11 protein-coding genes are annotated in these 18,259 nt (G+C 67.7%); 3 read left to right on the top strand and 8 right to left on the bottom strand.

Going from position 1 to position 18,259, the window contains the following annotated elements:
* Window positions 1–114: 114 nt before the first annotated feature.
* The gene (locus ASE59_RS18575; RefSeq protein ID WP_056459964.1) at window positions 115–696 is read left to right on the top strand and encodes a TetR/AcrR family transcriptional regulator; all 582 of its coding nucleotides are present in this window, start codon (window positions 115–117) and stop codon (window positions 694–696) included.
* Here the strand turns inward: ASE59_RS18575 and ASE59_RS18570 are convergent.
* From ASE59_RS18570 to ASE59_RS18535, 8 genes are all read right to left on the bottom strand, one after another.
* Window positions 674–2,092, bottom strand: a complete 1,419-nt coding sequence (locus ASE59_RS18570; protein WP_056459961.1) for an efflux transporter outer membrane subunit — start codon at window positions 2,090–2,092, stop codon at window positions 674–676. The genes ASE59_RS18575 and ASE59_RS18570 overlap by 23 nt on opposite strands.
* Window positions 2,092–3,648: an MDR family MFS transporter gene (locus ASE59_RS18565; protein WP_056459959.1), complete on the bottom strand. Its 1,557-nt coding sequence runs from the start codon at window positions 3,646–3,648 to the stop codon at window positions 2,092–2,094. The genes ASE59_RS18570 and ASE59_RS18565 overlap by 1 nt, the downstream gene beginning before the upstream one ends.
* Before the next feature lies 1 nt (window position 3,649).
* Window positions 3,650–4,786, bottom strand: a complete 1,137-nt coding sequence (locus ASE59_RS18560; protein WP_082458581.1) for an HlyD family secretion protein — start codon at window positions 4,784–4,786, stop codon at window positions 3,650–3,652.
* Between the two features lie 98 nt (window positions 4,787–4,884).
* Window positions 4,885–5,625 (bottom strand): AcvB/VirJ family lysyl-phosphatidylglycerol hydrolase, encoded by a 741-nt coding sequence (locus ASE59_RS18555; RefSeq protein ID WP_056459956.1) that lies wholly within the window; start codon window positions 5,623–5,625, stop codon window positions 4,885–4,887.
* Window positions 5,622–8,237: a bifunctional lysylphosphatidylglycerol flippase/synthetase MprF gene (gene mprF, locus ASE59_RS18550; RefSeq protein WP_056459952.1), complete on the bottom strand. Its 2,616-nt coding sequence runs from the start codon at window positions 8,235–8,237 to the stop codon at window positions 5,622–5,624. The genes ASE59_RS18555 and mprF overlap by 4 nt, the downstream gene beginning before the upstream one ends.
* A complete protein-coding gene (locus ASE59_RS18545) occupies window positions 8,230–8,643 on the bottom strand; it encodes a DUF2147 domain-containing protein (RefSeq protein ID WP_056459949.1) in 414 nt (137 codons plus the stop codon). The genes mprF and ASE59_RS18545 overlap by 8 nt, the downstream gene beginning before the upstream one ends.
* Before the next feature lie 282 nt (window positions 8,644–8,925).
* Entirely contained in the window at window positions 8,926–9,273 is a 348-nt protein-coding gene (locus ASE59_RS18540; RefSeq protein WP_056459946.1) for a hypothetical protein, read from the bottom strand.
* Window positions 9,274–9,377: 104 nt separating this feature from the next.
* A complete protein-coding gene (locus ASE59_RS18535; RefSeq protein WP_056459943.1) occupies window positions 9,378–12,584 on the bottom strand; it encodes a TonB-dependent receptor in 3,207 nt (1,068 codons plus the stop codon).
* Window positions 12,585–13,131: 547 nt separating this feature from the next.
* On the opposite strand from ASE59_RS18535, the gene galB reads away from it, so the two are divergent.
* Both galB and ASE59_RS18525 read left to right on the top strand, forming a co-directional pair.
* On the top strand, window positions 13,132–15,822 hold the full coding sequence (gene galB, locus ASE59_RS18530) for a beta-galactosidase GalB (protein ID WP_056459941.1): 2,691 nt from the start codon (window positions 13,132–13,134) through the stop codon (window positions 15,820–15,822).
* Between the two features lie 16 nt (window positions 15,823–15,838).
* Window positions 15,839–18,259, top strand: a complete 2,421-nt coding sequence (locus ASE59_RS18525; RefSeq protein ID WP_056459939.1) for a glycosyl hydrolase 115 family protein — start codon at window positions 15,839–15,841, stop codon at window positions 18,257–18,259.

The raw sequence follows: 18,259 nt of genomic DNA, 5'->3' as shown, positions 1-18,259 counted from the left end.
GGCTTGGGGCGGGCGTGACATTCCCTCGCGGGCCTACCCACCCCCGACCCCTCCCTTGTCAGGGAGGGGAGCGAAGGCGGTGACGTTACCGGCAAATCCCGGTAGGAAAGGGTTATGAACGACCACGCCGGGCCACGGCCGAACCGCGCGCCGCGCCGCGATGCGCAGTTGCGGCGCGATGCGCTGATCGATGCGGCGGCGGCCTGTTTCGCCGAACAGGGTTACGGCGTGCCGCTGGAGACGGTTGCCGCCGCCGCCGGGGTCGGACGGGCGACGCTGTATCGCAATTTCGACGATCGCGAGGCGCTGGCGCTGGCGATCTTTTCGCGCGCGGTCGATCGGCTGGCGGCGATGCTCGATCCCGATGCGCCGATCGCGCAGACGATCGCGACGATGGTCCGTACCGGCGCGGGGGCGTTTTCGCTGTTCGCGCGGATTTCGGCCGAACTGCATCTGGACGATGCCAACCGCGCCGCGTTTCAGGCGCTGGGGGTGCGGATGGAGGCGATCCTCGCCCCCGCGCTCGACGCGGCGCAGCGGCGTGGCGAGGTGCGGGCCGACGCCACCCCCCGCGATCTGGTCATCGCGTTGCGCATGGCGGGCAGTCTGGTGCTGCCGGTGATGAGCGACGACGAGGTCGGCGTGCAGATCGAGACGGGTCTGCGGCTGTTGTTTACGGGGTTGCGTCCGAGCTGACCGGGTCGGTCCAGCCAAGGCCCAGCGCCTTGTTCACCGCGATATAGCTTTGCGTCAGCCCGGCGCGCGCCTGTGCCACGGCACTGGCGGCCGACACCTGCTGGCGTTCGATGTCGAGCTGGTCGATCAGCGTCGCGGTGCCCGCCGCTACCCGCTGGCGGTTGAGCGCCGCGGCGCGGGCGGCGGTCGCCTCTACTTGGACCAGCTGCCCCAGTTGCCGGCGGCGGTTGCCGAAGCGCGACAGCGCGGTTTCGGCATCCTGCAACGCGTCGAGCACGGTGCGGCGATAGGTTGCGTCGGCCTGATCGCGCTGCGCCTCTGACACGCGGGTCGCGGCCTTCGCGCGACCGAAGTCGAGGAACGACCAGTTGAGCGACGGCACGGCGAGCGCGGCGAGATTGCCGAGGTCGAAGATCTTTTCGGGCGAGGTGCCGCCGAGACCCAACAGCCCGAGGAAGCGGATGCCGGGCAGTTCGCGCGCCTTGCTCACCCCGATCGCGGCGGTGCCGGCGGCAAGCTGGCGCTCGGCGGCGCGGATGTCCGGGCGGCGGGCGATGAGCGCGGCGGGATCGCCGACCGCGACGCTTTGCGGGGGGAGCGGCACCGGGGCAGGCGCGGCCAGCGTCGGGTCGAGCGTGCCCGGGGTGCGACCGGTGAGTACCGCCAGCTGGTTCAGATATTCGTCGCGTTGCGCTGCGAGCGGGATCGCCTCCGCCTGCGTATTTTCCAATTGCGTCTGCAGCCGCTCGATGGCCAGTTTGGAGGCGGTTCCGGCGGCGAAACGCTGGCGGGTCAGGTCGAGCTGGCGCTGCTGCAAGCGGGTGTTGGTGTCGCTGAGCGCCATGCGCGCCTGTACGTCGCGGAGCGCGACATAGGCCTGCGCGACCGCCGCCGACAGCGACACCTGTGCGTCGGCAAGGTCGGCACGACGGGCACCGGCGGTCGCCTGTGCCTGTTCGACCGTCCGGCGGCCGCCGCCGAACAGGTCGGCCTCCCACGAGGCATTGAGGCCGAGATTGTAGAAGCTGGCGCTGGTGCCGCCCGATCCCGGTTCGATCGGGGGGAGTTCGGCGAAGATCGCGGTGCCGTTGGCGCTGGCACTGGGAAGTTGTCCGGCGCGCTGTTGCCCGAGCCGCGCTTCGGCCTCGCGCAGGCGGGCGGTCGCTACGTCGATGGTCGGGCTATGGGTCAGCGCGTCGTCGACGAGGCGGGTGAGCAGCGGGTCGTTCAACCCTTCCCACCAGCGGGCGAGGCCGGGGGTGGGGGCAAGCGCCGCATCGGTCGCGCGGACGAAACGGTTCGCGTCGGATGCGGTCGCCGGCGGACCGGCATAGTTGGGGCCGACGGTGCAGGCACCGAGCAGCAACAGGGCGAGCAGGGGAAGCGATCGGGTCATCAGTGCACCATTGCCGGTTCGGCGCCCGTGGGCAGCGGCCGCAGGAACAGGACCAACGGCAGGACGGCGAAGGCGCCGACGCCCATGATCCAGAAGATGTCGTTATACGTCATGGTCAGTGCCTGTTGCGCGATCTGTTGCGACAGCAGGCGCAGGCCCGCGCTATGGTCGCCGACCGACTGGCCGAGGCCGGTGACATAGCTTTGCACCGACGGGCTGTTGGCGTTCAGGCTTTCCTCGATCCGGCGTGAATGGAAATACATGCGCTGTTCCTGCAGGATCGAGATGCCGGCGAGCGCGAAGCTACCGCCCAGATTACGCACCGCGTTGAACAGGCCCGACGCGTCGCCCGCATCCTCGGGCGGGACCGAGCGGACGCAGGCCTGGCTCAGGAACAGCATCGCCAATATCTGGCCGACGCCGCGCAGCAGCTGCGACACGGTGAAGTCGGGGCCGGACGACTGCGCGGTCAGGTTCGCGTCGAGCAGCGCGGCGGTGCCCATGATCAGCAGCCCGGCCGATACCGCGATGCGGATATCGACGCGTTTGAGCAGGATCGGAACCATCGTCATCAGGATCAGGCTCGGGATGCCCGAGAGCAGTACGACCTTCCCCGCCTGCAACGCGTTGTAATTGGCGAGTGCCGCGAGGAATTGCGGGATGGCGTAGCTGGTGCCGTAGAGGACGATGCCGAGCACCACACCCATCAGCGCGACCGATCCGAATTGCCGGTCGAGCAGCAGTTTCAGCTTGATGATCGGGCGCTGCGCCGTCGTCTGTCCATAGAAGAGCAGGCCGAAGCCGACCGCGCTGACAAACGCCATCCAGCGGATCAGTTCGGAATCGAACCATTGTTCGCGCTGCCCGTCCTCAAGGAACACGGTCAGCCCGCCGAGGCCGAGCGCCAAACCGGCGATGCCGAACCAGTCGGCCTCGCGGAACAGCTCCAGCTTCGCCTTTTCATGCGGCAGGCCGACGAGGAGCAGCGTGACGAGGATCGCGCAGATCGGGATGTTCAGGAAGAAGGCATAGTGCCAGCTGATATTCTCGGTCAGCCAGCCGCCGACCAGCGGCCCCAGCACCGGGCCGAGAATGGCGGTCACACCGAACACGGCGATGCCGATCGGCTGCTGCGATCGCGGCAGGCGCTGGGCGATGATCGTCTGTGCGGTCGGGATCATCGCCCCGCCGGTAAACCCCTGTCCGACGCGGCCGATGATCATCATCGGCAGCGTGGTGGCGATGCCGCAGACGATCGAGAAAATCGTGAACAGCCCGGCGGCGATCAGCAGGAAGGTGCGCAGGCCCAGCATCCGCTGCAACCAGCCCGCCATCGGGATGATGACGATTTCGGCAACCAGATAGGCGGTGGCGATCCACGTCCCCTCGGTCCCGCTGGCGCCGATCTCCCCCTGAATGGTCGGGAGCGCCGAATTGACGATCGAGATGTCGAGAGTCGCCATCAGCGCGCCGAGATTGCCGGCGATCACCGCCAGCCACGCGCCCAGATCGGCGCGCTGCGGCGGGGCGGCGGCGGTCATCGCCGCGCTGGCCATGTCAGCGGCCCGCCTGCTCGCGAAGCTGTTCGATCTCGTCTTTCGCCGATCTGGTGTCGACGGTGACGGTCACCGACAGGCCGGGGACCAGCAGGCGGCGGGCGGCGGGCGTCGCCTCGATCGAGACGCGGACCGGCACGCGCTGGGTGATCTTGGTAAAGTTGCCGGTCGCGTTCTGCGGCGGCAGCAGCGAGAATTGCGCTCCGGTGCCGGGTGCTAGGCTCTCTACGCGACCCTTCACGGCCACGTCGTCGAGCGCGTCGACATGGATCTCAACCGGCTGGCCCGGCCGCATCAGCGCCAGCTGCGTTTCCTTGAAATTGGCGGTGATGTAGAGGCGGTCGAGCGGCACGATCGACATCAGCCGCGTGCCGGCCTGGACATACTGCCCGATCGTCACCGTGCGGTCGCCGATCCGGCCGCCGATCGGCGCGGTCAGCTGCGTCGCGCCGACATCGACGCTGGCAGCGGCAAGTTGGGCGCGGGCGGCCTGCCCCTGCGCGCGGCCCTGTGCGACTTGGGCGTCGAGCGAGCCGATGCGGCGCTGCTGCGCGGCGACGGCGGCCTCCGCCGCGCGGACATTGTCGGCGGACTGGCGAGCGGTGACCTCGAGTTGCGCGAGCGTCTGGCGGGTTTCGGCGCCGGAGGCGGCAAGCGGGCGATAGCGCGCGACCTCGGCGGCGTCATAGGCGGCCTTGCTGCGCGCGGCGGCGAGTTGCGCGCGCGCCTGATCGATCGCGGCATATTGTTCGGCGATCTGGGCGCGGGCGGTATCGGCCTGCGCGCCGGCGACGGCGATCTGCGCCTCGGCCTGCGCCGCAGTCGCGCGGGCGTCGCGCGGGTCGATGCGGACCAGCGGCTGGCCGGCGCTCACGTCCTGATTCTCGCGGACCAGCACCTCGGCGACATAGCCCGACACGCGCGGGGCGATGGTGACCATGTCCGCCTGCACGGTCGCGTCGTTGGTCTCCTGCATATATTTGCCGTGATTCTGGTAGCCGATGTACCACCAGATACCGGCGACCAGCGCGACGACGAGCAGGAGCAGCAGAATGACCTTTGCCCGGCCATTCTTGCGGGTCCGGACAGGTTCTTCCTGCACGGTGGCAGGCGCTTCGCTGGGCTGCTGGTCGGTCATATGCGGTCGTTCCGAAGAGTCGCGGAACGCCCCATCGTCCGCTGCATCGCACAATAAGCGGACAAAGTGTCCGGTTCAAGGCCGCAGGACCAGAATCTTCATGTCAGGATCGACGGATCGGCGGTGCGCAGCGTGGCGAGGATGGTGGCGATCAGCAACTGGTCGTCGTTCCGCAGGAAATGGCCGCCGGGCAGGCCGACGACCTGCGCGCCGCTGCCGCGCAGGGTCGGACACAGGCTCTCGGTTTCCTGCCTGCCATAGATGCAGATGACCGGCGCCCAGCGCAGCGCGCGCATCCCTGCCTCCGGGTGGGCGTCGGGCGTGCCGTGATAGAGGATTCCGGTCGGGTCGGAGCGGAAGAAGACGGTCTGTGCCGGCACGACGACGTTGATCGCCGCGACCTTTGCCCGCAGGTCGGCAGGCAGGTCGGGCGCGATGGCCGAGATGATATCCGCGCCGAACGACTGGCCCATCAGGATGACGCGGTGTGCCCCGGTCTGCGCGAGCGCAGTGCGGATCGCGCCGGCGACGATGGCATCGGCCTGCGCCCGGCTGCGCTCCGTGCTGAAATTGACCGGCGAACTGACCCCGATCACCGGAATGCCGTGCGCGGCGAGCGCCGGCACGACCTTACTGCCCATGCCGAAGCGCAGGCCCATGTCGCCCGAGAAATAGACGGCGACGACGTCGGGATGCTTGCGGCCCTGAAATAGGCGGATCGACTGGGTATCGATCAGGTGCAGCGCGGGGGCGGCAAGGCCGAGCAGGACCAGCAGTCCGGCGAGAAGCGCGCCGATACCGATCCGGCGGCGCAGGCGGTGGCGGCGCGACAGGCTCATGGAAGGACTTCCGGGTGCGTCGGGGCGGGAACGGGGGCGGGGGGCAGATATCGCGCGGGCTGCGGCCGGCCGATCAGGCGGGAGAGGTCGCGCAAAGCCTGTAACAGGCCGATGCCGCCGGGGCCGGCGATGTAGCGCGGCTCCCAACCGGGCGCGAACTTCTCCTTATAGGTGCGAAGCCCACGAAAACCGTAGAAGCGTTCGCCATGGCGGAAGATGAACGCCGCCGCCTTCGCCCAGGCGGGGGCGAGCCGGCGATCCTCGATCCCCGACAGCGGCGCCATGCCGAGCGAGAAACGGGCATAGCCCTGTGCCTGCGCCCACAGCATCAGGTCGACCAGCAGGAAATCCATCGTTCCCGGCGGCGCATCGATGCGGTGGCGCATCAGGTCGACCGACGCTTCGTTCTTGGAGGCAGTCAGCCAGAGGTTGGCGAAGGCGACGATGCGGTCGTCGATCGTCACCACCGCCACGTCGAAATGGCTGAGATAGGCGCGGTCGAAATGGCCGAGGCTGAAACCCTTTTCCCGCTGCGCCTTGGCCATCAACCATTCGTCGGACACGCTTTCGAGTTCGTCGATGATGGTGCCGAGTTCGCTGGCGGCGACGATGTGCAGCTTCGCGCCCTTGCGAGCGACGGCGCGTTCCGACTTGCGCAGCGCGCGCAAGCGGGGGGTGTCGAGGGTGAAGCTGGTCAGGTCGACCACCGCGTCCTCGCCATATTTGACGATGTTGAGGCCCATGCCGATCGCGATGTCGAGGACGGGGGAGGAGACTTCGTAGAGCAGCAGCCGCCCCTGTTCGCGGTCGGCAAGGTCGCGCAGGTTCCACAGCAATTCGCCCCATGCCGCGCGCGGGCCGACCGGATCGCCCATCACGATCCAGCTGGCGCCGTGGACCTGATACATGACGAACGCATCGCCGGCGTCGGACAGCAGGAAGCGTTTGTCGCCGGTCAGTGCCAGCATGGAGTCGGTGCGATTGGCCTGATCGAGAATGCGGTGGACGCTGGTCGCGTCGACCACCGACAGGGCGGTGCGCGCGGCGACGGTGGTCGGTGCCATCAGTCGCCAGATGCACGCGCCGGCCAGCATGACGATCACGCCCAGCGACGCGCGCAGGAAGCGTGGCGCATCGCTGTTCAGCGCGAATTTCCACCACAGATTTTCCGAATAGGGAACGTGGCGATAGGCGAAGAAACCCGCCCAGATCGTCAGCGCGATGACGGCGGCGACCGATGCGATCCAGCCGGGGCCGATCGGCTGGCTGGTGAGCGCCGTGCGCCGGTAAAAGGCGCTGCGCGTCCATTGCAGCAGCGCGGCGACGGTCATGCAGATCGTCGCTTCCTCATAATCCAGCCCCTTGCCGATCGAGAACAGTGCGGCAGCGATCAGCAGCGCGCGGGCGGCGACGAACGCACCGTCGAGCCGGCGATAGAGGGCGGGGGCGAGCAGCAGCAGGCCGGTGCCGGTCAGGCTGGCGGCGATGCTGCTCGCCTCGATCATCGGCAGCGGCAGGATCGCCGCCAAGTCGCCCATCCGCGCACGGACCGAGGGGAGGGAGCCCGACAGCAGCAGCATCGCGCCGGTGGTGAAGGTCGCCGCGCTCAAGGCGAGCGGGGCAACGCCGGTGGCGACGACACGGATGCCCGAGAGGAAGCGGGCCGAGCGCTGCCGCTGTCGCGCACCTTCATGCCATGCCAGCACGAGGATGCCGAGCGCGAGTGGCAGCAGGTAATAGAGCACGCGGTACGCGATCAGCGCGGCGAACAGCGCCGCGCGATCGGCGGGGACGACCGCCAGCACCACCGCCTCGAACACGCCGATGCCGCCGGGGACATGGGTGACGACCGCGGCGACGATGCCGAGCGCATAGGCGAGGATGAAGGCGGGGAGCAGCGCCGGGGTGGCGCCGGGGATCAGCACGAACAACGCGGCGCTGGCGCAGCTGATGTCGATCAGCGCGATGGCGATCTGGAGCAGGAGTTGCGTCGGTGTCGGCAGCGGGAGGGTGAAGCCGAACAGGCGGATCGGGGTGCGGACCAGCGCGCAGGCGGCGAGCGATCCGACCGCCAGCGCCGCGATGCTCCAGCCGGCCAGCGCGACCTGCCCTGCGCTCAGCTTCAGCCCGACCAGATCGAGCGGGCCATGGTGGAGCAGCAGCGCGGCACCGGTGACGCTGACGACCCCGGCCCAGAAGGTGCCGCTGGCGATGGCGACGATGCGGGCGACATCGGGTCCGTCGAGTCCGGCGGCGGTGTAGATGCGATAACGCGCCGATCCGCCGGTCAGGAGGGCAAGGCCGAGATTGTGGCTGAGCGTATAGCTGGTGAACGACGCCAGCGCAGCGGTGCGCCACGGCAGCGGCCGGCCGATGACGCGCAGCGCCAGCAGGTCGTAAAAGGTCAGCGCCAGATAGCTGCCCGCCGTCGCCAGCAGGGCCAGCACGATCCTGTGCGGCGACAGCGCGTGCATCGCCGCGCGGACATCGGCGAAGCGCACCTCCTGCGTCAGATGTTCGAGTGCTGCGAAGCCGAGGCCGATCAGCGCAAGGACGATCAGGACGCCGATGGGCGTGCGATAGCGTTCGATCCAGCGGCGCAGCTCAACCATGCGGCACCGCGTCGATACGGGTCCATAGCTGCGTCCGGCACAGCATCTCGCCGAGCAGGCAGCCCCGGATCTGAAGGCGATCGGCAGAGGCCAGTTCGATGCGTGACGAGAAGTGTCGGCCCATGTCGGGGACGAACACCGTCCCCGACCATGTCCCGCGCCCGTCGGCGGCATAGTCTTCGAGCAGTTCGGTGCCGATCAGCCGGTCGGTGCCGCCGGCGCGGGCATCGGCCTGCGCGGTCGCGCTGGCCCAGACGACCCAGCCGCACAGGTGGTTGCCGCAGGGCGCGGTGCGGACCGCGACGTCATGGTGCGGGCTGATCCACAGGCCGGCGGGCGGGGGTACCTCCGCCGCCCAGGCCGGCACCGCCAGTGCAGCCATCACTATCGCCAACCACCTGCGCATCGCTCGCATCCCCTTCATGCTGCGGGCTGTAGCGGCTGCATTCTTGCCGGGCGTTCAGCGCGCGCTGAACAATCGGTAATGTTGGGGGGAAATGCTCCCCTCCCCGACAGCGAGGGGCTGGGGGTGGGTCGTGCGTGAGAGAATGGTAGGTTCAATCGACATTCAGCCTCTCCCCTCCCCGGAAGGGAGGGGTCGGGGGTGGGTTGGCCCGTTGGCGGGCGTGACCTTCCCTCGCAGGCCGACCCACCCCCGACCCCTCCTTATCAGGAAGGGGAGTGGGTTTCACCGATTGAGCGAATAGGTGATGAGGAAGCAGGCGGCGGTCAGCAGCAGCATCGCGGTGATGAAGGTCGCATCGGCGATCCGCTCCAGCCAGTGCAGTCGCCGCACCCCCTGTACGCGCAGCGCGAAATAGGAACTGAGCGTCGCGATCAGGAAGATCAACGCGTCGATCGACAACAGGTCGTCGGCGATCGTCTGGCGTGCGCGAAAGGTGATGGTGACGTGGAGCAGGCCGATGCCGGTCAGGCAGACGCCGACCATCGCCGCGGCGATCGGGCAGATCATCTGGCAGGTCCGTTCGTCGAGCAGGTCGCGGGGGTCGCGCGGCGGATCGATGCGGTCGGTCATGGCGCGCGTCCGGTGCCGCCGCCTCCCCCTTTTCGTCAAGCAAAGAAAAGGGCGTGGCCGACGGATCGGCCACGCCCATCAGGTGGGGGAAGGGGTAGGGCCGATCAGAAGCGCCCGCGAATACCGACCAGCACGGTGCGGCCGGGGTTGTATTCGTTGAAGGTCGCGTTCGGGAACTGGAAGTAGCTCGACTGCGCTTCCTTGGTGATGTTGATCACGTTGACGACGACGGTCGGCAGGTAATCGTTGCCGAGGATCTTGCCGAGGTCGAGATTGCCCGAGAAGTCGAGCTGGCCATAGCTGCGCCCGAAGATCGCGGCGGCGGGCAGGCCGTTCTGGTTCAGGCCCGAACCCTGCGACCCTTCGTTGTAGGTGTAGGTCAGGCGCGTCGACAGGCCGTTGCCTTCATAATAGCCGGTCAGCGTATAGGTGGTCGGCGCGACGCCCAGCGCGATCGCGGGCGCGCCCTGACCCTCGCCACGCTGGTCGATCAGCGTCAGGTTGCCCTGCACGCCGAAGCCTTCGACGCCGATATAACGGGTCAGGAAATCGAGCGGCTGGGTGACCTGGAATTCCAGACCATTGACCTTCAGCTTGCCATCGGCGTTGACCTGCTGCTGGATCTGCACCGGTACCGCTTCGGGAGCGATGCCCGATGGACGCGCCCGGTCGAGCAGCGCCTGTTGCTGCGCCTGGGTCAGCGAAGCGAAGGTGATGCCGAACGGTTCCAGCGTCGAGAAGGGCACGGTGGTGATGCCGTTGACGGTGAAGCCGGTGATCGATTTGCGGAACGCCGCGAACGCGATGACGCCTTCGCCGCCGGTATAATATTCGAAGCCGAGATCGATATTGTTAGAGATATACGGGCTGAGCGCATTGTTGCCGAGCGTGCCGACATCGGCCGAGGGCGAGGTGAACGAGGCACCCGGCAGCAGCTGGTTCGGATCGGGCCGGGTCATCGTCCGCGAGATCGAGCCGCGCGCCACCGCCTTGCGCCCGAAGCTGTAGGCGACGCTCGCCGAGGGCAGGAAGTTCGAATAGAGGCGGTTCGTCTCGGTAAAGTTGACGAGCGCCGGGTAGCACGAACCGTCGAGCGCGAAATTGTTGGCGCTGCTGCCGGGGCAGGTCACGTTGCCGCGGGTGTTGAGCGGGTTCGGAATGGTGGTGCGTCCGCCGACGATCTGTTCGGTACGGACATAGCGCACGCCGCCGTTCAGCCGCAGCGTGTCGTCGTCGCCGATATCGATGACGTCGTTCATCTCGATAAAGGTGCCGGTGACCTTTTCACGGATCAGGCCGCCATTGGCGCCGCTGCTGCCCGAACCGATTTCGGTGGCGCCGGCGAGCAGCTGGTCATAGCCGGTCGCGGCCTTCACCTTGTTCCAGTCGACCGTCACGAAACCGTTGTCGCCGGGCAGCAGGAACGAGGGGACGGCGGCGGTCGGGATCAGCGAACCACCATAGACCAGCGGCTGGCCGCCGGCGGTGAAGCCGGTGCCATAGCCCGGATAGGTCGGGTAGCCGCTGGGCGCGACCGTGCCCGGCTGGTTCGCGCCGTCGCACAGCGGCTGGCGGTTCGGACCCGGCAGGATGACGTTCGGATTGTTGCCGCAGATCGCGGCCTGCCACGGATTGGTGTTGTCGAACGGGGTGATCCGGCGCTGCGTATCGTCATACGCGCCGCCGACCCGGACGCTGAAGCGCTGGTCGTCGCCGAACAGCAGGCTGCCGCGGATGCCGCGGGTTTCGGTCTTGCGCTCTTCGCCGTTCAGGTTGACGCGACCGCCGCCGGCCCAGCCGAAGTTGCGCGGATCGTTCAGGTCGATGTTGCTGGTGATCGACGGAATGCCGCCGTCATTCTTGTAGGTGACGGTCGTGCCGCTGCTGGGCGGGGTGATGACGAGGAAGGTCGGGCTTTCGCGGCGGAAATTGCTCTGCGTGTAATTGGCCTGGAAATCGCCCTTGATGAAATCATTGACGATAAATTCCACGCCGGGGTTCACGCCCCAATAATCCTGCGTGTCCTTGTACGGGCGATATTCGAGGAAGAACTGCGAATTGGCGTAGGTGCCGCCGGTGACGGTGCAGCCGGCCGCGCAGTCGGTCTTGTCATAGGTGGTGTTGAGCGGGATCGCCGCGCCGTTGCGCACCGCCCAGTTCATCGCGGTACGCGTGAATTCGGTATCGCGCTTTGCATACATGCCATCGACATAGAAATGCAGCGCATCGCTCGGCCGCCATTCGAGGCTGACGAGACCGTTATAGCGCGTCCGCTCGCCGATTTCGGTGCGAGGGCGACCGAGGCGCGGGAGCAGGCCGTTGTCGATCTGCTGGATCGTCGCGCCCGGATTGTTGCGCAGCAAAAAGGCTTCGTCGATGACGGTGCCCGTCGTCAGGCCGTTGCCGGCATTGACCGGCACGGTGCCCGGGATGGTGAAGTTGCCGCCGCCGGTCGCATTGCGGGTCGCGCTGCTGCTCTGCGCCGCGGTCAGGTTCGGGTTGGTCCAGCCGATGGTTTCGAACCCGTCGACGCGGAACTGGTTATGGACCGCCGCGCCGCCGACGAGGATGCCGAAATCGCCAAAGGTGGCGCTCGCCAGCACATGGCCGCGATAGCCCCATTTGTCGGCACTGCTGACCTTCGATCCCTGCAGGCCATAGCTGATATAGGGCTTGGGATTGTCGAACGGCCGTGCCGACCGCAGGTTGACGGTGCCGGCGGCGCCGCCCTCGATCTGGCTGGCGGTCGGCGACTTGCTGACGGTCAGCTGGGTGAACAGCTCGGTCGGGATCAGGTCGAGATCGACCTCGCGATTGGTGCTTTGCGCATCGAAGCGGACCGAGGCGATCGCGACCGGCGCGCCGTTCAGCAGCACGCGGGTGAAGTTGGTGCCGAGACCGCGGATCGCGACGTTGGCGCCTTCGCCGGTGACTTCACGGCTGATCGTCACGCCGGGGATGCGGTTGACCGATTCGGCGATGTTGGTGTCGGGGAACTTGCCGATATCCTCGGCAAAGATCGTGTCGGTGAAGCCGATCGAGTTGCGCTTCGCATTGGTCTGGCTGGTCAGCGAGGCGCGATAGCCGGTGACGACGATGTCGTCATTGCCGGTCAGCGACGGATCGGCCGGGGCCTGATCGGTCGAATCGATCGCGGTCGGCTGGGTCGCGCCGGCCCCGTCCTGCGTCTGTTGCGTGGCGGGTTCGTTGGCGGTGGTCGTCGCGGTCTGGGCGAGTGCGGGCCAGGCGGTGCCGGCCAGGAGGAGCGCCGACACGGTGCCGGCACGGCGCAAAAGGGTGTTCGTCAACATCTCAACTCTCCCAGACCAACGCCCCGAATTCGGGGTCGCGTATATTCGATGCGAATGGCTCGATTACGGCTGGTAGCGCTATCACCTTCGCCCCGTCAAGCCAGTCGGCATAAATTGGTCGGGCCGGTCAAGCGTATTGCCGGGTAGGGTGACGAGTGTCCGGACCGATCGGAATTCAGCTGAACCGTTGGCGAACCACTCCCCTCCCTGACAAGGGAGGGGCTGGGGGTGGGTAGGCCCGTTGTTGACCACGCACCTTCCCTCGCCGGCCGACCCACCCCCGACCCCTCCCTTGTCAGGGAGGGGAGAGGTTCAGCTGTCCTTGAATGTCGATCGCACCCAGCACCACAGCGCCAGATCAAATCCGAAACGACGTTCGGAGAGGTTGCAGCCCTGTACCCTATTTCGGTCAGGACAGTGCGATCGATTGGAATGGCAAAATCGGTCTGACGTGGTTGACGTATGGAAATCCGGCAAGGATGATACCGGTAACGAAAAGCGGCGACCGGTGCGGTTTCGTCGCGCACCAGCGATCCCGGGAGAGCATATGCGGCCACCATTCAGCCCCGCCAACTGGCACGTCGCTACCCTGTCGACCGGACTGGTCGTTGCGATGATCGCACCCGTCGCGGCACAGGCGCCGCGCGAGCGCATCCGCATCGACAATGGCTGGCGGTTCCAGCGTGGCGATCCGGCGGGCAACAGCGTCGACCTGCGCTACGACGTGCGCCCGGCGGTCGAACGCAGCGCCGACGGCAAGGTGGCGGACGCCGAACCCGAAGCGGCGGCGACGGTCGCCGCCGACACCGCGCGGGTGCTCAAACCCTGGATCCTGCCGACCGCCAACGCCTTCATCGCCGATCCCGCCAAGCACCACGTTCGCCCGGCGGGCGATCCGGGCAGCGACGTCGCCTATGTCCGCACCGACTATGACGACAAGGAGTGGACGCACGTCACGCTGCCGCACGACTGGGCGATCGCCGGGCCGTTCATCAAGGACGGACCCTATGGCGGCATGGGGCGGCTGAAAAGCTGGGGGATCGGCTGGTATCGCCGGACGCTCGACATTCCGGCAAAGGATCGGGGCAAGTCGATCTTTCTCGATGTCGATGGGGCGATGTCGTACGCGACGGTGTGGCTGAACGGGAAGCTGATCGGTGGCTGGCCCTATGGCTATAATAGCTGGCGGCTCGACCTGACGCCGCATGTCGTGCCCGGTGGGCGCAACCAGTTGGCGATCCGGCTCGACAATCCGGGGGAATCGGCGCGCTGGTATCCGGGCGGCGGGCTGTACCGCGACCTGTGGCTGACCAAGACCGCGCCGGTCCATGTCGGCCAGTGGGGCAGCATCGTCCGCACGCCGGCCGTTAGCGCGCAGCGCGCCGAGGTGACGCTGGCGCTGACCATCGACAATGACGGTAGCGCACCGGCACAGGTCGAGGTGGCGAGCGAAGTCTTCGCGCTCGACGCCATGGGCAAGCGCACCGGTGGCGTCGTGGCGCGCGTCGCGCCGCTGCGGCAGATGGTTGCGGCCAAGGGCAGCGCACGCTTCGACGGCAGCACGATGCTGACCAATCCCCGCCTGTGGGGACCGCCGCCGACCCAGAGCCCCAACCGCTATGTCGCGCTGTCGACGGTGCGGGTGAACGGGCGGGTGGTCGATCGCTACGAAACGCCGTTCGGGGTGCGCGACATCCGCTTTGCGGGGGCGCAGGGCGTGCTGGTGAATGGTCAGCCGGTGCGGCTGAACGGGGTCAACAACCACCACGATCTGGGCGCGATCGGCGCGGCGTTCAACGTCCGTGCCGCCGAGCGGCAACTGGAGATATTGCGCGACATGGGGGTCAATGCGATCCGCATGAGCCATAACCCGCCCGCGCCCGAACTGCTCGAGCTGACCGATCGCATGGGCTTTCTGGTGATCGACGAGGTGTTCGATTCGTGGGAGCGCAAGAAGACTCCGCTCGATTTCCACCTGATCTTTCCCGACTGGCACGAGGCCGACCTGCGCGCGATGCTGCGCCGCGACCGCAACCATCCCTCGATCATGCTCTGGAGTGTCGGCAACGAGGTCGGCGAGCAATATACCGGCGAGGACGGCGCGAAGATCGCACGCGAACTGGTGTCGATCGTGCGGCAGGAGGATACGCGCCCGGCGACCAGCGCGATGAACTATGCCAAGCCCGACATGCCGTTGCCGGCCGAAATGGACGTCATCAACATCAATTATCAGGGCAGCGGCATCCGCACCCTGCCGGGACAATATCCGGCGTTCCGCGCGAAATTTCCGGACAAGGTATTGTTCGAGAGCGAAAGCGCGTCGGCGCTGAGCAGTCGTGGCGAATATCTGTTCCCGGTATCGGGCAGCCTCAGCGGACCGGTCCGTCCCGGTTCGGGCGGCGATCCCGACACGCATCAGGTCAGCGCGTACGAACTGCACGCATCCGATTTCGGATCGTCGGCCGACCGCGAATTCGCGGCGATGGATCAGAATCCGGGGGTCGCGGGCGAATTCGTCTGGACCGGCTTCGACTATCTGGGCGAACCGACGCCCTATTATACCTCGCGCAGCAGCTATTCGGGAATCGTCGATCTCGCCGGTTTTCCGAAGGACCGGTTCTGGCTGTACCAGTCGCGCTGGCGGCCCGAGCTGAAATTCGCGCATATCCTGCCGCACTGGAGCTGGCCGGGGCGCGAGGGGCAGGTGACGCCGGTGCATGTGTTCAGTTCGGCCGACGAGGCGGAGTTGTTCGTCAATGGCGTGTCGCAGGGGCGCCTGAAGCGCGCGCCCTATGCCTATCGCTTCCGCTGGGATTTCGTCACCTATCAGCCAGGTGAGGTGAAGGTGGTGACGTGGAAGGACGGCCAGCCCTGGGCGACCGAAACCGTCGTCACCACCGGGCCGGCGACGGCGCTGAAGGCCAGCGTCGATCGTGCACGGATCGCGGGCGACGGCCGCGACCTCGCCTTCGTCACGGTCGATGTGGTCGATGCCGAGGGGCGGATTTCGCCGCGCGCGGGGAACCCGGTGCGCTTCCGGGTCGAGGGGGCGGGCGAGCTGGTCGCGACCGACAATGGCGATCCGACCGACTTGACCGCCTTTCCCTCCGCCGTGCGCAACGCCTTCAACGGCAAGGCGCTGGCGATCGTGCGGGCGGCGAAGGCTGGGCCGATCACGCTGATCGCCGAGGCCGACGGCCTTGCCCCGACGCGCGTCGTCGTCACCGCGCTGCGTTGATTCGAGGATAGTGTCTATGCGTACCTGCTTGTTTGCCGTGACGATCGCGCTGCTCGGCTCCACCCCGGCGCTGGCGTGCACCGGTACCGTTGCGATCTGTGACAAGGCGTCGTCGGGTGCGATGACGCTGATCGCGGGCGGGCAGCCGGCGCGGGTGGTCGTCGAACCCATGGCCGATGCCGGGGTGCGCGATGCCGCAGAGGATCTGGCGGGCGACCTCAACGCGCTCGCCGGACGCAGCGGCCGGGCGCAGGACCGCGCGGTGCTGATCGGCGTGCTGGGACAAAGCCCGGCGATCGATGCGCTGGTCGCGGAGGGCAAGCTGGACGTCTCGACACTGAAGGGCCGCTGGGAAGGCTATGTCCAGCAGGTGGTCGAGGCACCGATGCCGGGCGTCGCCCGCGCGCTGGTGATCGTCGGCGCCGACAAGCGCGGGGCGATCTTCGGCACCTACGACCTGTCGCGGCGGGCGGGGGTGTCGCCCTGGGCCTGGTGGGCCGATGTGCCGGTGCCGGTGCGGCCGAACCTGTATGTGACCGCCGGACGGCGGATCGATGCGCCGCAGGTGCGCTATCGCGGCATTTTCCTGAACGACGAGGAGCCGGCGCTCGGCGAATGGGCGCGCAGCAGTTTCGGCGGGATCAATGCGCGCTTCTATCAGCGGGTGTTCGAACTGACGCTGCGGCTGAAGGGCAATTATCTGTGGCCGGCGATGTGGGGCAAGTCGCTGTGGCAGGACGATCCGGCGAGTGCGGCACTGGCGCAGCGGATGGGGATCGTGCTCGGCACCTCGCACCACGAACCGATGCAGCGCGCGCATGTCGAATGGGCGCGGGGCAAGGGCGGGGCGTGGGACTATACGACCAACGACGAGAAGCTGCGCGGCTTCTGGCGCGACGGGATCGTGCGCAACGCCGGGCGCGACGCGGTGGTGACGGTCGGCATGCGCGGCGACGGCGACGAACCGATGACCAGCGGTACCGCGACCAAGCTGCTCGAACGCATCGTCGCCGACCAGCGCGGCATCATCGCCGAGGTGACCGGCAGGCCCGCCGCGCAGACGCCGCAGGTCTGGGCACTCTACAAGGAAGTGCAGGACTATTATGATTCCGGGATGCGCGTGCCCGACGACGTGACCCTGCTGTTCGCCGATGACAATTGGGGCAATATCCGTCGCCTGCCCAAGGTCGGGGAAACGCGGCCGGGTGGCTATGGCGTCTATTATCATTTCGATTATGTCGGTGGGCCACGCAACTACAAATGGCTCAATACGAACCAGATCTCGCGGACGTGGGAGCAGATGGCGCTGGCGGACGCGCATGGCGTCGAGAGGATGTGGATCGTCAATGTCGGCGACCTGAAGCCGATGGAGCTGCCGACCAGCTTCTTCCTCGACATGGCGTGGAATCCCAAGGCGATGACGATGGAGGCGATGGCGGACTATCATCGCCGCTGGGCCGCCGAACAGTTCGGGGCAGGGCAGGCGGCGGCGATCGCGTCGATCCTCGACCGGACGACCCGCTATCTGGCGCGGCAGAAGCCCGAACTCTGGTCGCCCGATAGCTGGAGCCTGACCGATGGCACCGCCGACCGGGTGCTGGGCGAATGGGCGGCGCTCGACCGCGATGTCGCGGCGGTGCGGCCGAAGGTGGCGGCGACGGACGCATTCTATCAACTGGTCGCGCATCCGGTCGAGGCGGCGGGCAATCTCGCCCGGCTGTACGTCACGGTCGCGCGCAACCGCGCGGCGGCGGCGGCGGGCGATCCGGCGGCGAACGGTCTGGCGGACGAGGCCCAGCGCCTGTTCGCCAACGATCGTGCGATCCGCGCGCGGTACGAGGGGCTGAACGGCGGCAAGTGGCGGCACATGATGGCGCAGACGCATATCGGCTATACGAGCTGGCAGCAGCCCGACACCGATGTGATGCCCGCCGTCCGCCGCGTCGCCCCCGGCACGCCGCGCACGCCGGTTGCGGTCCAGCCGCCAGCCAAGGCGACCGAGATCGACGCGGTGGCGTTTAGCGCCACCCGCTCGGCTGGCGCGGTGCGCTGGGTGACGGTGCCCGGCCTCGGCATCGCCGGTCGCGCGGTGATGCCGTGGCCGCAGACGGCGGCGGCGCAGGTGCCGGGCAAGGGACCGGCGCTCGACTATAGCGTCACGCTCCCCGCCGGCACCGCGACGGTCGAGGTGCTGGCCGCGCCGTCGCTGGATGTCACCGGCAGCGGGCGGCGCTATGCCATCGCCATCGACGATGCCGCGCCGCAGGTGATCGACCTGTGGAAAGGCACCGGCGAAAAGGAATGGGCGGCGGCGGTCAGCAACGCGGTGCGCGCAACGCGGTCGCGCCATCCGGTGGCGAAGGCCGGGCGGCACCGCGTCCGGTTGTGGATGATCGATCCGGGCGTGGTGATCGAACGGCTGCGCATCCTGCCCTGA

This window comes from Sphingomonas sp. Leaf10, assembly GCF_001421245.1.
Classification (GTDB): Bacteria; Pseudomonadota; Alphaproteobacteria; order Sphingomonadales; family Sphingomonadaceae; genus Sphingomonas.
The sequence above is the reverse complement of the archived record's forward strand: the minus strand, read 5'-3'. Positions and strand labels throughout refer to the sequence as shown.